The organism is Caballeronia sordidicola (genome assembly GCF_000729995.1).
Classification (GTDB): Bacteria; Pseudomonadota; Gammaproteobacteria; order Burkholderiales; family Burkholderiaceae; genus Caballeronia; species Caballeronia sordidicola_A.
In genome coordinates this window covers 97,600-112,627 of record NZ_JNFG01000008.1, presented here as the reverse complement: position 1 = coordinate 112,627, position 15,028 = coordinate 97,600, and the positions used below count along the sequence as shown (strand labels likewise).

Below are 15,028 nucleotides of genomic sequence, written 5' to 3'. Positions count from 1 at the left end.
GTGAGCTCACTGCCCGTCGCTCGCATCGCCAAACAAAGAAAAAACGGGATATCGACGCTCTCGCGATGGCTTCGGGCGCGCACAAGTAGCTCATTTAGCGCCGCGTCAACGCTATGCGCGCTGCATGGCGCCTGCGACCGCTCGAACGGCAAGCAGGTATCCGTCGACACCAAGGCCACATATCACGCCGCGTGCCGCCAACGAGACCAGCGAATGCCGATACTGTTCGTCCCGCTGGTGGATGTTGGTGATATGCACCTCGATCACCGGCTGACGAATCAGCTTGACCGCATCCAGCACTGGTATCGACGCGAACGAAAAACCGGCCGGATTGATGACGACTGCGGCATCCTTTTCGAAAGCCTCTTGCAGCCAGTCGACCATCACTCCTTCGTGGTTCGTCTGACGGAAGTCGCATTCGAGACCAAGCTCGGCCGCGAGGGTCTCAGTGCGTTCTTTCACCTGGGCCAGCGTCGTCGTACCATACAAGTGCGGTTCGCGCTTGCCGAGCATGTTCAAGTTCGAACCATTCAGGACATAAACAAGTGGTTTCATCTGCGGTGCCTGCTTTTCAGTGATTCAGTGTGGTTGGGATTGCGTGGACGGATGTGCCGATGAACCCATGACTTCTCCGGCAGAGTCGACCCGGTTCATATCGATACCCAGCGTTTCGGGTGCGGTCAAAATCGCGGCCAGCGAGATAACATTGAACGTGACGCACACCGCGACGACGCCCCACGGCGAGCCATTGCAAAGGGCGAAGAGCCAGACCGCAAGAACAGGCATGGGACCGCCCGCGATCAGGTTGGCGCCGGTATAGGCCAGCGCCGAGCCTGAGTAACGCACATTGGTCGGGAACGCTTCGGCGAATGCAACCGGCTGGATACCGCTCTGGAATTGCGTGAAGCCGAGAAAGAAACCCATTGCAGCCAGCATGGGCACGAAGCTCTTCGTATCGAGAATCTGGAAATACACGAAAAGCATGAGCAAGGTGGCGATCGAACCGATTGCAAGTGCTTTCCTGCGGCCGATCCGGTCGCTCAGCATGCCGCCGGCCAGCGCCCCGACGATTGCGCACACGTTCGCGCCCATCAACAACAAGAAGCCCGTCTGTTTCGGCACACCCAGCGTTTTCGTCACATAACTCAAGGAGAACACAACAATCAGATAAAAGATCGCCGCAGGACCGCAGAAGAACAGCATCCATCGGAGCACCGTTCGCCAGTGAAGCCGCAGCGCATCGCGAAGCGGACTGCCGACACGAACGACTTCAGTTTTACGGAACGCGACGAAAGCAGGCGTCTCACTGACTCGCAGCCGGATGTAGATGCCGACTATCACGAGGATGAAGCTCAGGATGAACGGAATGCGCCAGCCATATGTGTCGAATGCCTGCGCCGACATCGCCGATGAAAGAGCGAGCAGTACGCCGTTGGCCATGATCTGGCTGAGCGGCGAACATAGTCCGAGAAGGCCGGAGTATTTGCCGCGACGATCGGAACTTGCATGCTCGATCGCCATCAACTGCGCGCCTGTCGATTCGCCGCCCAGCGCGAAGCCCTGCAAGATACGCAGGATAACTAGCAATATCGGCGCCGCCACGCCAATGCTCGCGTAGGTCGGCAGCAAGCCCATCAACATCGAGCAGACGCCCATGACGGTGACGGTACCGAGCATCAGGTTGCGCCGTCCGAGTTTGTCGCCAAGGTAACCACAAATGATCGCGCCTAGCGGTCGCGCTGCGAGCCCGACACCGAACGTGGCAAGCGAGGCCAGCAACGCGGAAGTCGAATCCATCGACGGGAAAAAAAGCTTGGGCAGCACGGTGGCCGCCAGTGCGCCGTATAACGTGAAATCAAACCATTCGAGTGCGGTGCCGACAGCCGCCGCGGTCACTGCGCGCGTGCGCATCGCCTGCTGCGCGGGGAGGTGCGAGTGCTGATCCATGTTGTCTCCGTATTCCAAACCTTGTCGGCATCACGTCACGGCGAACTTTGAATTGTTCAACGTGCGTGGCGCGCCTTTTTCATGCGTCTTATCTTGCGAGACGGCTAATAGGCAGATTAACAGCGCTGCCGGGACGTTATTCCAGGCTGGAATCTCATCTCATATTGTGCAATCATCGTCGCCTGATCGAGAAGAAAGGACTCTCCATGCCAGGCGTAACCGAGCGGACATTAGCGGTGCTGGAATTTCTCGCGACACAGATGGAAGGAACGCCGCTCGCGTTGATCTCGGATCAACTTGAGATCCCTCGCAGTGCCTGCCATCGTCTGCTTGTCGATCTCAAGCAGTGCGGCTATGTACGTCAGTTACGCGAGCACGGTGACTATGTGCTGACCACGAAGCTCGCTGGGCTGGGGCTCAGTTATCTGGCGACGTCCGGCATTATCGACATTGCGCAAACGCTGCTCGACCGCCTCGCGGAATCGTCGGGAGAGCTTGTCCGGCTCGCTATCGTCGACGGAGACAGGCTGACGTGGGTTGCCAAGGCGCAAGGCGCGCTGAAGGGGTTGCGATATGACCCGGACATGGGGATGGATACCATCCTCTCGTGCAGTGCGACCGGCCACGCCTGGATGATGACCATGACCGATGAGCGTGCGCTCGAGTTGGTGACGCGCCAGGGGTTTGGGCAACCGAAGCAGTACGGACCCAACGCACCGACCACCGTGAAGGCGCTGCTGGCGTTCGTCGATGCCGCTCGTGCCCGTGGCTATGCAACGATCTACGAAGTGTTCGCGCCGGGAATGACGGCGATGGCTGCCCCGGTCCAGCGACGGGGTTACCCCGCGATCGGGGTCATCAGCATTGCAGGGCCAGCCGTCAGATTGACTGAGAAACGCATGGCCACGCTTGGGTCCGCGCTGCTGGCAGCTGCAAACGAACTCGCAACCGCGAGCCTGGCATCCCCGCTATTTGGCCGGATGCGCTAGCGTTCGCGTGACGAAGGCTATTTGTTCGAATACGAGGGCTGCCTATGAATCATCAACGCACGTTTACCAATACTGCCGATTGTTCGCATGTGGCCAAATCCCGGTCCGACGTTGAACCGGCGGGATACGCCGCCATTGATTGGTCCGCCTCAGGCAGAAGTCGACCATTTATAGACCATCGTATGAATTGACCGAACGACCGCGACCGCTAGCATCACAGACAACATACTGCAAACTCGCGTCGAGCCCGCCGCAGTCCTCCGATGCCACAAGAAATCTACTGAGATGCTATCCCACGCATCGGCTGCGATATGTGTCGCCGCCTACCGGGAATGGCAGACGAAAACGACGTCATATGAATCGAAAAGATCAGGCTGGAGGCCAGTCGCTTTGCTCGCCTGCATGACCGCCCGTTCAAGCGACCCAGTATCGAGCGCCTCTACTACGGTAGTGCGACGAATTTTCACCTTCTGAACTTCGACGCATCGAATTTTCCTGCGTGGCGATGGCTGCGTTGGCACAGTCAGCAGTTTTTCACCGCATCATTAGATCGAATCTGGCACAACGTGAAAATGTGGTCAAAAAAACCCGTCTTTCAACGGGCGCGCGATTAGTTGAGAGGAGCGTTGTCGCAAGGGACAACTGATCGTAGCCGTGCCCAGCAAGCCTGCATAGACACAAAAATGAAATGCAGCGCTGCTGAATCTGATTCAATGGCGACTCGGGGGCGCCAAGCTCCTCGCGGGCTTAAGGGCGGGTGTTTGTCAAGAAAGCGGACAAGCGAGCGAGACTTGTCAATGCGATACGCTGACAAGAGGGGATGCACTGAAACTTGCATTGCCGCTATGCGGCCTTCCGACAAACTAGTTAAGACATGTCCTATGTTTAACTTAGGATACCTTCATTGTCGATCTGTCGACTACGATCATTAGATTTATGTCAAGTCAATTAGGAAACCAGACCGTGCTCAAGTCACGGGTTTTCCGCGCTGATTAGTGTTCCACGATTGCCTCGAACGACCTGAAACGCAACGCAGAGCGTGTAGTGCACAATGCCCTCATCCATTGCTCATGTGGTAGTCCGTTCCATTAGAATGGGAGGCCCGGCGAACGTTACGTCGACGCCACCTGGTCTGGAGTTTCCTACGGATATAGTCCCAATCAGCATTTCTTGATCGGGGAAGCTCGAGCGCAACGTTTTGTTTCAGGAAACGGCCCGGATACATTGGGACACAAAGCATTGTGTGAAATCAGAATCCTAAATTTGATCAAACAGATCGCGACAAGCGTCCTCGGCGAGCAACGGCTTGGAACATCGCGCGTAACCGTCAACGCAACCAGCTTAACTCGATGGCGCTAGCCGAAACGACAACCCGTCTGGTTCTTTATTGAGGCGCAGCGAGGGCACCTCCCGAGGTATCCGGTTCACTGGCGAGATACCGACAACTCGGAAGTCTGGAGACTCACCATGAAAAGGCGATTGCATTCCTGACGGTCGCAGCGCTTGGAACGTGAGTGAACGAGAACACTTCGCGGGCACAACGAGCGCCTCAACCCCCAGCGCCCTATAGCGGCTGCCAACCGTCGCCACCGGCCACCAACACCTGCGTCAGTTCCGTGGAACCGCTGCCCTTGACCACACGAGCGAGTATCGGAAATGCGCCCTGCACCGCCGGATCGCGTGCCCACGGCGCCGGCTCCAGCGTGTAGGTGTAACGCACGGTGGCAACCAAGTGCTCAGGGCTGTCTTCGCTTTTGTGCGGCTTGTCCCAGCCCGCGATTTTGGCCAGATGCACATGGCCGTAGCATAGATCGGGTTGCGCCGCGTCGCTGTTGCGCCCGGCAGTCCGCGGCTGCGCGTTGAGGAACTGTCTCCCCTTGTCCGTCAGGTTGTAGCGCAATGCCTTCACGGTCTCGTCGGTGCCGTCCCGGTGATGCAATTTCATCTCAGCATTCACGTGTGCCACCAGCCCCGCTCGTTCGAGCGCTGGCATCTGGATGCCATCGCGCAAGCGTCCTGCGACAGGCACATCCGGCACGTCGACCGGCCAAATGTGACGGCCGATGCAAAGATCACCGTGGGCTTCGAGGTGCTTGTCCAGGGCGGCACGGAAGTTGACTTCATTGGCAGCGTCGGGGTGATCGCAGCCAGCAAGCGCCAGCATCACTGTGGCGAGCATGGGGGCGGACAAAATAGGTTTCATCGCTTGTTTCGTTCATTGGTGTTAGATATCACGGCGTAGCCGGCTTGCTTGCAGCGGGGTCGTTGATCGCGTCAGCAACGTTATGGACGTGCGGGCCGCCGACCTCAGCGTTAGCGGGCGGCACGAAGCCATCGGTCAACGTCTTCAGGAAGACGGCCAGGGCCTGCATTTCCTGGTCCGTCATCGGCGTCTGGCTGCCGGCGCCGCGCAGATCCAGTGGCATCTGGTTGTCGATATTGGCGCGGTACTTCGCCGGCAGGTCGTCGAACTTGTTCACCTTGCCCCTCGCATCACGCGGATACCACTTCTCTGGCGCGGTATCGCGCGTGTTGTAGAAGCGGAGCATTTCCTCCAATGACTTGAACACTCCGTTGTGCATGAACACGTGGCGCGTCGCCACGTTGCGCAGCACCGGCGTCTTGAACATGCCGCAGGTTTCCCTCGCGCCCTTGTCTTTGCCGGGACGATGGTCCGTTCGCAACGGACCGCACAGACCCAAGTCGAAATATTTCGGATCGGCGTTGGCGGGAATCTCCATGTTGCGCGGCACGCCGATCGCGTTGAACGAGTAATCGCTGGTCATGTCCTGGCTACCATCGTTGCCGCCGCCAATCAGGTGGCAGGCGACACAGTTGCCTTTGTTGGGATCGAGGAACACACGCAATCCGTGCATTTCAGCATCAGTCAGCGCACCACCCACCTTGTTGTTACGGTAGCGATCAAACTTGCTGCTGTACGGGTGGAAGCTTCGGTCTTCGACTTGGTACGCCTGCAGCGCCGCGCCAATCAACGCGAAGGCCTTCTCCGTATCGTCGAATACGTTGGGGCCATACGTCTCACGGAACTGGCCTGCATAAGCACCCTTGCGCACGGCCTGCACGACGGCGGCCCTGCTGGTGGCGGCCATCTCGTTGAGCGCCAGCAGCGGAATCGCCGCCTGCTCAGCGATCGTATTGGCACGTCCGTCCCACGTGAGGCCGCCGCCCGGTCCAGGCGGGCTAATCATGTCAGGGTTCTCGAATGTGTCCGAATACGGATTGGTGTAATCCTTGTACATCAGTGTGGGCACGGCGCGCGTGCCGGGCTGCTTGCCGTCACGGCCGCCCAGTTGCACAGCCAGATCATTGGCGGGCGCATAGGCGTGCTTCGGATCGTGGCACGAGGCGCACGACATCTTTCCCGAGCCCGACAGCGACTGATCGAAGAACAGTTTCGCACCGATCTGCGCGGCGGCCGATAGCGGCGCCGCAGGAGCAAGCGGCGGTGCAACCTTGCCCGGCACGGCTTGCTTCACCGCAGCCGGCGCGGAGGGCGAATGAGATGTCGAGATGGAATCCTTCGCGGGCTTGCACGCGGCGAGTGCAACGACGAACATGGCTGTCGTGAAGCAGGCAGCGAGCATGGTATAGCGCATGGTGGTGATGGGTTTTGGCGGCCGGCCATTCGAGCAGCGAAACGCGCGAATGAATCGGCAAAACTACATGGTGATAAGCACGGTACAAAGCCGGGACGCCCCCGCTCGCGCGGATGCGTTCCGGCCATGCACGGACTTCGCGTTTGGCGCTTACGGCTTGATCGTCCAGATGTTTGTCTGCGTGGTGTCCGGACCAGTGGATGTGCTATTGCCACTGCCCACCGAACCGCTGCCGCTGCCGCCCTTCTGGCTGCCGCCTGAAACCAGCTCACCGGCCTTCATCACGTACTTATGGTTCATCGGACGAACCGAATCGAAGTGCGTGTTGGCGCTGCCCGAGTATTCGGCCAGGTTGGCCAGGTTGCCCGCGATGAATTGCTCGGTGTACTTTGAGCGATTCATGTACGACGTCGGTACGCCCGGGTCCGCCAGCGCGAACATGTCCTGCATCGTGCGCACGAACGAAAAGTGGCTGTACGAATCCGAGTCCACGATCTGCTTCGGCGCATTGGGTTGGTTCGTCAGTAACGAGAAGATCGTCGGGCCGTCGCCCTTGTTGCCGCCGCTGTATTTCGGAATCGCAGTGGTGATGCCCTCGCCCAGAGGTGCACCGCTGGTGGCTCCCCCGCCCACGTTCCAGCCGCAGCACGACGAGCTTCCGTAGAAGCTCGTGCCTTCGTCGAACAGCATGACGATGGCCGAGCGGCGGTTCGTGTTCTTCCAGATTGGCGAGGCCTGTATGGTGTCCACCAGATACTTGGCATAGGCATCGCCACGCGCGATCCCCGAGGACGTGCAACTGCCAACACCACCGTGGATATCGTCGCACTGGTCAGGCACGATGTAGTTCAGCGCGCCAATGTCGCCGCTCTTGAGATCGTCCTCGAGCTGATGCGTGTTCCACGCGATCTGGTTGGCCGAGGCAAAGGATCCGATCGACGCATCCCACTGTCCGCCGCCGACCGAGCGGGCCAGATTTTTGAAAAAGTCCGGACGGTTGCGCACTTCGTCGAAATTGACGGCTGGGTGGTGTTTGGTCTTGTAGAGGCTGGCGGGCATCGTCTCGGTGACCCCCGTGGTGCGGTTCGTTCCCGAGATGGCGGTGTTGGCGACTCCGTCTTTGCGCGGATCCTGGCCCGGGTTCATCGACTCGCTGTACACCCGTGTGCCCATGCCCGCGTTGTACATCGCGGTGAACATGTTGCGGCGGCCCTTGATGTTGTGCACCTTCGTGTCGGAATCGCAGGCTTTCAACGGCATGTAGACATCGGTCGGCTGGCTGGCGGTGTCGCCGGCCGGCAAGCAATTCCACGCGTTGTCGTCAGCCACGCCCCAATCATCGGCGCTGGCGAGCGCGATGTAATTCGGCTCGCTGGGGTTGCCGGTGGAGAAGTAATTGGCGGCCTTGTTGCCTTCCACGTGTAGGTAATTGTAGAAGTTCGGATAGGCCGGATCGTCGATCGACTGGTTGCTGTGGTTCTCGAAGATCACGACAAACAGGTGATCGTAGCGCGGGATGCCTTCCGGATTGAACGCCGCATCCTGCGCGGCTTTCATCGTCTTGACCGGATCGATCGCGCTGTCGCTGACATAGCCGCGATCGAGGATCTTCGTAGCGAGCATGTAGCGGCCAGCCAGCGTGTTGGCCTCGCTCAGAAGTGCCTTGGACGCGCCCGAGCCAGTGATGTTCGTAAGTGAACTCACGACATCGTCGGGATTGACGGTCACGTCAACGGTGCCACCGGTCAGGCTAAGGCGCCCGGCGATGGCGGCCTTTGCATCGGCGAAACTCAATTGCTCGGCCTCAGTCAGACGCACCACTTCCGTTGACAGCGAGCTGATTACAACGTTTGCCCCCCCTCCGGCTTGGGCGGCGGCGCTACTCAGGTTCATCTTGCTCGCCACTTTGGTGGTGCCGGCGCGCGGGTCGGTGTACGTTGCGTCGGTATCGACTACGGCAACCAGGCTCGTGGCCGGAGCGGCCGGCGTTAATGTCAGTGTGAAGAGGCCGTTGCTGTCGGTGCGCGTGAACACTTCGCCTTCGTCGCACACGCCGTTGTTGTTGGTATCGGCGCACACTGTGGCATTGGCATACGTAATAGGCACGAAGGTCTGCTGCACGTCGTCGCCCGTGGTGCTTTTGGCGTAATCGACCCCGGATGCCGACGAATTGGCGAAGCCGGCTGGACTCTTGTAAGTCGCACCACTGACGATACCGCTGACCGTTCGCGTGGTGCCTCCGTTGCCACCACCGTCGCCACCGTTCCCGCTGTCGCCTCCGTTACCACCGTTCCCGCTGCCGCCGTTACCACCGTCGCCGTTACCGCCGCTATTGCCGCCGTTGTCGATACCGCCGCTATTGCCGGGGTTCGGGGTATTGCCGGGGAGATCGCCGCCACAGGCCGTAAGCGTCGCGGCTGCAGCAAGCGCGGTGAGCAGCGGAACAAAGCGATGGTGATTGCCTCGGAATTGTGGGTACATTTTTTAGCTCTCTTGTTCGTGGCGATTTATTAGTGATGTTGTCGTCGTGTACCCGTGTACCGCACTGATAGCCTCTCTCGGCGCTTCCTTCTGGCGAGTGTTCCGCCTGCACGAGATGTCGCCCCGACTGAGGCGACCTGTAGGCAACGTCGATCACGTAGCGGGCACATGCTAGAAGCCGAACATGACTATTTAATTACAAACTTACACATATGTTACTTGTAGCTTTCAATCGTTGTCTTTGTGGATAGGCAAAAGAAATAAAGTTGAAGTAATTCAGAAAGATAGCAACACTTGCATCCTGGCTAACCCGCGCACCGAGCGATTCGCTCCAGCAAGCTCGCAATGAAATCCGCTTCACAAACTGTCTTGCCATCCGCGTCCTCAAATGTCGCCGTGTCGCCCCGGCAGCTTGCCACCCTGCATTTCTCTCTTGAATTGCGCGACTGGATTGTCCGGGCACTGCAGCGAGGCGGCAGTCCCGATGACATCGCACGTGCACTTGCATCCCAACAGTTCGATCCGGACATGGCGCGCGACCTGGTTGATGCCTTCGCACGCGTGCTGCATGAATGCCTTCCTATGCCCGAATGCCAACTCACGATAGAACGCTCGCAAGCGGCAGCTGTGACCGCGCAAACGCGACTGCCACGCGTGTCGGTTTTGCCCGGCGGCGATCGAGACGTTTACGTGTTGTCCCGCGTCGAGAAGCCGCTAATCGCCGTGCTCGAAGGCGTGCTAAGCCATGATGAATGCGGTGCGCTGATTGCCGCGGCCCGTCCTCGCCTAGCACCGTCGACAATCGTTGATCCGCATACGGGGGAACCGGTGATCAGCCGCGACCGCAGCAGCATGGGCATGTTCTTCCGTCAGGCCGAAACGCCGCTGCTCGCCAGGATCGATGCGCGTGTGTCCGCGCTGATGCGAATGCCCTTGGAAAACGGCGAAGGTTTGCAGGTGCTGCACTACACGCCAGGCACGCATAGCAGCCCTCACTTCGATTTCCTGATCCCCGGCAACGCAGCCAATCAGGCGTCGATCGCACGCAGCGGCCAGCGCGTGAGCACGATGGTGATTTACCTTAACGATGTGTCCGTCGGTGGCGAGACTGTGTTTCCAGAAATCGGTTTGTCGGTGGTGCCACGCAAAGGCAATGCCGTGTACTTCGAATACTGCGACGCCATCGGCCAACTGGACGGCAAGACACTGCATGCCGCCGCCGAGGTGTTGAGCGGCGAAAAGTGGGTCGCCACCAAATGGATGCGGCAGCGAAGTTTCGTCGTTGCTGGCGAGGAAGGACGCGGCGGGATGATGTGACCGGCTGGATCTTCGGAAACAAAGAGGCTTGGTCCCATTAAGACGGCTGCTATGCTGCCGACGACAAACCGAATGACTGATCGATGAAACACGCGCTGGTTTTGCCTGTACCACGTGCTCAGGCGCCCGCATTCGCGTATCTGTAATCAAGCTGTCACCGCCGCGCGTTCGAATCTGTCAGCTTACGTTTGTGCGGCGTTGAACTATCTATCTGGATCGGATTGACGTGGTATTGATCGGGCGATGAACCTGATCGAATAACCTCTTCACGTGTTAGCCCAGGCAATGGATCAACGTTTGGTATCCGTACGCCCTTCTCTAAGCGCAGGTTTAGACGAGAAATCGAGAAGGTCGTTTATCCCAGCGCCGTTCACAGCTTCATCGAAGCGGTATTTATCCTTCTCGGCGTGAGCAAAACGGCGCTTGACAATACCAGCACGCAGACGAAGACCGGCATCGCGCAACGGAGGCCGGACTGAGACTCGATTGGTCGCAAGACGACTATCCTGTGGTATTCCAGCAATCGAAGCCACGAACCTTCGACGGGTCGATTCTGTGTGGACATCAACAAGTAAAACAGCCCTGAGAATTAGAATCTAACGCGGACGATGATATGCACCGTCCGCGCAACGCGCTTTAACGCAGCGGTCTAAATGCTACCCTGAGCTCCTTCGTGAGGACGTCCGGTTGCTCCCAGGCGGCAAAGTGCCCACCTCTCTGCAATCGGTTGTAGTACAGGAGATTCGGGAAAGCCTGTACTGCCCAACTCCTAGGAGCTTGATAGAGCTCATCCGGAAACGCACTGACTGCTACCGGGATTTTGATTCCCTTCGGCGCAAAGAACGCTAATTTATTCTCCCAGTACAGACGTGCCGAGGACACTGCGGTGTCGGTGAGCCAATAGAGGGTAATGTTATCCAGGACATCATCTCGTGAAAGGCCTTCGTGCTGGCCGTCAAAGACACGTGCGATGAGCGCGTAACTGCGCGCGTCGTGATCAAGCATCCAGGATGCAAGGCCGACGGGCGAATCCTCAATGCCGTACAGCGTCTGTGGTCGGTTCGTCATCTCCTGAGCATAAGAAAGACCATGTTTGTAGAAGAAGTCGAGCTGGCCATAAGCATATTGTTCATCAGCAGAAAGTCCGGATGGCGGCGCTCCGCCGGACTGGAGCGCTTTCTCAATCTCGGGAGGGACCGCACCCGGCATGTTGGTGTGAATACCAATGAGTTCCGGCGGCGCTTGCACCGCCATTTGCTCAGTAACGGCGTCACCCCAATCGCCACCTTGCGCAACAAACCGTGTGTAACCAAGCCGCTTCATCAGCACCGTCCAAGCGCGGGCAATATGAGCGGGATCCCAGCCGAGCGCAGTAGGCTTTCCGGAAAATCCGTATCCTGGCAGTGAAGGGATTACAACGTCGAAGGCGTCTGCTGCTTTCCCGCCGTGCTCCGTCGGGTTAGTCAGTGGGTCAATGATCTTGAGTTGCTCTATGATGGAGCCGGGCCATCCGTGAGTAACGATGATTGGCATCGCATTTTTGTTTTTCGAACGAACGTGGATGAAGTGAATTTCCACGCCATCGATGGTGGTCACAAATTGCGGCAAAGCATTGAGTCTTGCCTCAACCTTCCGCCAATCATAGTCAGTCGCCCAATATTGCGCGAGTTTTTGCATAGTCTTCAGCTGCACACCCTGTGTCCCATCTTTCACCAGTTCCTGGCTCGGCCATTTGGTCGCAGAAATCCGTCGACGGAGGTCGGCAAGAGCCTCATCTGATGCGTGGAATTGGAACGGACGTATCGATACATCGGCTGCACGCTGACCGTCCAACGATGCTGATGCTTTACTAGGTAGTGCTGTCGTAGTATTAGTAGTTTCGGCGTGAGGAGAGAGTGGCAAAAAAATCGCCATCGTCCCAACCAATGCGGAGGCCGTAAATAAACGCCTGTACGCGCATGCTTTTAGATATGTCATATTATCCACTTTCTCGTGTTTGGGGGGCTATCGTATATTTGGTTCGAGTAGCTGAATGACGAGCATCATCGCGTGCTCCTCTCTCGTATCTTCTTGGGTGTTTGCATGAAATTTTGGATAACTATGCAATTCAACCTTCCTTAACGTGGCGCCGACCGCACCGCCGAAAGTCCACTGGGAAAGAAGGCTGATGAAATATTCCGTGAAAATCGACTTTATATTGCTACTCGCTTGCGGCGCAATTGCATAGTGTTAGTACCCTCGATAACGCGTCACCCGGGTCAACCGCATCGATTGACACAACTGCGAAACGACTTCCACTGTGACGTGAAGTACTAGAAGGAAGGATCGATCAATCCGAATGACCGTCGTCCACCACGCAAGTGCACAATTTCCTGAGCGCATTTGCAGAGACTTGCGCTTTCATGTCGGCGATGGCGATATTTATGCCCTCCATAGATGGGACAAAAACTCCAGCGTGAGTCGGTTTTGGAGCGTTAAACGCGGCCGCGAGAACCCAAACAATGGCTCGCCGCAGTTGACTTAAAGTTAATGCAACGAGTGTCTATCTGCTAGCCCTACTAATGGATCTCACAGTCAGATAATGAGATAGTGGTTCTCATATCTTTGTATATCATCGGGCGCTTTCCTTATCGCCATAACTGCTGCCTCAATTGAACTGAAGGTTCCTGTGGGTACCTCGCACCGTGCAGTAGACCTAGACTCGCTCGTGAATGGGAAATGTCCGAAAAAGAGATTTCCCTTTGCATCGTACTAGTGTCTATGTGGCAGCATTGGCTCGTCAAATGTACCGGCTAGCGGCCTCCGATATCACTTTTTGCGTTCTCTCCGGATGACTGCTGACACGTGTCACCAAATCCAAGGTTTTGTCGCAGCAAGGAACTCTAAACGATCCAGCTCGACGTCGATAGGAATGCTTATATTGTTAAATATTATAACTGTACGGCCGCAGCCTTGACAGTCTTCGCTCGGAAAATCTATCAGGCACCTCGAAGCTGGGCCGAGCTTATCTACCACAATCTCGTCCCTTTCAACGAGGTCAACAACGGTTGTCGGCTGCATGCCAGCGGCCGTCATCTTCGGTAGCGAGCTCCGCGCAACATTCATTCACTACAGCAACCACTATGGCCGGGTAGGCGCGCAGACCGTGCGCGCCAACTTGCCCGGCATGCAGCCTTTTACGCGATTTCAATGCCGCAAGGGTTGCCGTCTGTTCGAAGCGAAGGCCGTCGCGGACGTCCCTCGGAGCTGCAACCACTAAGCGCTCGGTGATGGGTAATTCCTGCGCAGACCAGAGCGGTAGCGTTCATTCTCGCAATCAGTCACCTAGCCCAACGTCCACCTCCCTCACGCTTTCTTTTCCAGGTCCACACTCACATTTCGACGCGTCGAATAGCATCCACAAATCAACGGAAGCATAGTCATTCTCCTTCTGGGGCACACGGTGCCAAATCGCTACGAATTTGTTTGTCCAGAGTAGCACCAGGCTGGTCCTTCGACGTGCCGACCTATATAAAAGTATCGATACCATCGTGTAATGGATTCGGTTACACGATTATGGTGTGATTGCGTCTAGAAGAGGGTTTGCAACTCGCTTCATGCGCGTCGATGTCGTTCCAGGAGAAGCGTTCTTTCTATTCGACTGGAAACAGGTTAAACCCAATGTTGTTCGCACAAACAAGATGGAGCGCAAGGCGGCTCCTAGCCGCGTGGGCTTTTCGTGGCCATTCGAACCTGCCCTATACAACCCATAGAGAGATAGCGAACGGACAGATTCAAGCATCAAATGGCGGGCGGATATCGCTCACCCCGAAGCAGTCGGGGTTCTCCGCGGGCCGCGAGGATCGCAAGAATTCCCCCGGATCGGTCGAAGCCCTCAATGCGAGCACGTTTCAGATTCTCAATGCAGCCTGCTCGTGAACCAACAACAAAACCGGTGCCCTCGTGCACGGGAGAATGATCGTGAAAAGCCTCAATTTTCTGACGCATCAGGAAATCTTCGACGCTTCAGTGACACACCTTCTAAGCCAGGGTCAGGCAGTATTGCTGGCGCGTGGCGGCGGTGCATATCGGGGATATTGCGGGGGTTGCCCCGTTGGCAGTTTCATCAAGCCGCGCGACTATATGACCGCGATCGAAGGCGTACCCGTTCGCTATATCGGTGAGCAACAGGATCGGATACCCGAATACATGGACGTCGGCGTAGCAGCGCTAAAACGTGCGCTTCTGCGGTCGCACATCAACATCTACGATCCGACGACCGTCGAATTGCTGAGCTGCTTGCAGAATGTTCACGACGCCTTCGGAAAATGGGAATGGCGAGATCGCTTCTTTTCCATATCCCGTCAATTTGGTCTTTCAGCAGACCGGCTCAGATCAGTGGCTTGAGTGACTGGTTCGACCGGGCGACGTGCACTCACATGCTATGCGCAAAGGATATGTACGGAACAGAGATCGGACATCCGCTTTCTCAGCGGGCGGTTTCGGTGCAGCGCGCATACATTCGCCTGCCATAGGCGCGTCATACCCAAGTCGGTTGTAGCCTATTGTCGAGACAGCTCGCAATACGCCACAGATAGCGCAACGCGAGTTGACTCTTCGGCTCACGCTAAGGTGTCGGTCAACACCATCGATCAATCGAACCATTCCCGTCCTCGAGCATGAATGCATCCGAGATAC

The 15,028-nt window shown here is 57.3% G+C and carries 9 protein-coding genes; 3 read left to right on the top strand and 6 right to left on the bottom strand.

All coding sequences use genetic code 11. The features are described 5' to 3' along the window. Window positions 1-111: 111 nt before the first annotated feature. A complete protein-coding gene (locus FH08_RS0108845) occupies window positions 112-555 on the bottom strand; it encodes a type II 3-dehydroquinate dehydratase (RefSeq protein WP_031357987.1) in 444 nt (147 codons plus the stop codon). A gap of 24 nt (window positions 556-579) precedes the next feature. Further along, window positions 580-1,947 carry an MFS transporter gene (locus FH08_RS0108840; protein WP_031357986.1) on the bottom strand — a complete coding sequence of 456 codons (1,368 nt, stop codon included), beginning with the start codon at window positions 1,945-1,947 and terminating at the stop codon, window positions 580-582. Between the two features lie 206 nt (window positions 1,948-2,153). Here FH08_RS0108840 and FH08_RS0108835 point away from each other — a divergent pair, with 206 nt between their 5' ends. Then, window positions 2,154-2,936, top strand: coding sequence for an IclR family transcriptional regulator (locus tag FH08_RS0108835; RefSeq protein ID WP_031357985.1), 783 nt, complete (start codon window positions 2,154-2,156; stop codon window positions 2,934-2,936). A gap of 1,564 nt (window positions 2,937-4,500) precedes the next feature. On the opposite strand, the gene FH08_RS0108830 is transcribed toward FH08_RS0108835, so the two are convergent. From FH08_RS0108830 to FH08_RS0108820, 3 genes are all read right to left on the bottom strand, one after another. After that, window positions 4,501-5,139, bottom strand: coding sequence for a hypothetical protein (locus tag FH08_RS0108830; protein ID WP_152602760.1), 639 nt, complete (start codon window positions 5,137-5,139; stop codon window positions 4,501-4,503). A gap of 28 nt (window positions 5,140-5,167) precedes the next feature. Further along, entirely contained in the window at window positions 5,168-6,553 is a 1,386-nt protein-coding gene (locus FH08_RS0108825; protein WP_063771181.1) for a cytochrome-c peroxidase, read from the bottom strand. 150 nt (window positions 6,554-6,703) lie between these two features. Continuing rightward, window positions 6,704-9,034 (bottom strand): alkaline phosphatase family protein, encoded by a 2,331-nt coding sequence (locus FH08_RS0108820; RefSeq protein ID WP_051887974.1) that lies wholly within the window; start codon window positions 9,032-9,034, stop codon window positions 6,704-6,706. Between the two features lie 345 nt (window positions 9,035-9,379). Here FH08_RS0108820 and FH08_RS0108815 point away from each other — a divergent pair, with 345 nt between their 5' ends. After that, window positions 9,380-10,351 carry a 2OG-Fe(II) oxygenase gene (locus FH08_RS0108815; protein WP_081889400.1) on the top strand — a complete coding sequence of 324 codons (972 nt, stop codon included), beginning with the start codon at window positions 9,380-9,382 and terminating at the stop codon, window positions 10,349-10,351. 636 nt (window positions 10,352-10,987) lie between these two features. Here FH08_RS0108815 and FH08_RS0108810 read toward each other — a convergent pair. Next, window positions 10,988-12,265, bottom strand: a complete 1,278-nt coding sequence (locus FH08_RS0108810; protein WP_200878722.1) for an epoxide hydrolase family protein — start codon at window positions 12,263-12,265, stop codon at window positions 10,988-10,990. Window positions 12,266-14,311: 2,046 nt separating this feature from the next. On the opposite strand from FH08_RS0108810, the gene FH08_RS0108795 reads away from it, so the two are divergent. After that, window positions 14,312-14,737, top strand: a complete 426-nt coding sequence (locus FH08_RS0108795) for a hypothetical protein (RefSeq protein WP_031357977.1) — start codon at window positions 14,312-14,314, stop codon at window positions 14,735-14,737. The last annotated feature ends 291 nt before the right edge of the window (window positions 14,738-15,028 follow it).

Excerpts from the sequence above, each read along its gene's own strand:
- FH08_RS0108845 (WP_031357987.1), bottom strand. The coding sequence starts at position 555 with ATGAAACCACTTGTTTATGTCCTGAATGGTTCGAACTTGAACATGCTC.
- FH08_RS0108840 (WP_031357986.1), bottom strand. The coding sequence starts at position 1,947 with ATGGATCAGCACTCGCACCTCCCCGCGCAGCAGGCGATGCGCACGCGC.
- FH08_RS0108835 (WP_031357985.1), top strand. The coding sequence starts at position 2,154 with ATGCCAGGCGTAACCGAGCGGACATTAGCGGTGCTGGAATTTCTCGCG.
- FH08_RS0108830 (WP_152602760.1), bottom strand. The coding sequence starts at position 5,139 with ATGAAACCTATTTTGTCCGCCCCCATGCTCGCCACAGTGATGCTGGCG.
- FH08_RS0108825 (WP_063771181.1), bottom strand. The coding sequence starts at position 6,553 with ATGCGCTATACCATGCTCGCTGCCTGCTTCACGACAGCCATGTTCGTC.
- FH08_RS0108820 (WP_051887974.1), bottom strand. The coding sequence starts at position 9,034 with ATGTACCCACAATTCCGAGGCAATCACCATCGCTTTGTTCCGCTGCTC.
- FH08_RS0108815 (WP_081889400.1), top strand. The coding sequence starts at position 9,380 with ATGAAATCCGCTTCACAAACTGTCTTGCCATCCGCGTCCTCAAATGTC.
- FH08_RS0108810 (WP_200878722.1), bottom strand. The coding sequence starts at position 12,265 with ATGGCGATTTTTTTGCCACTCTCTCCTCACGCCGAAACTACTAATACT.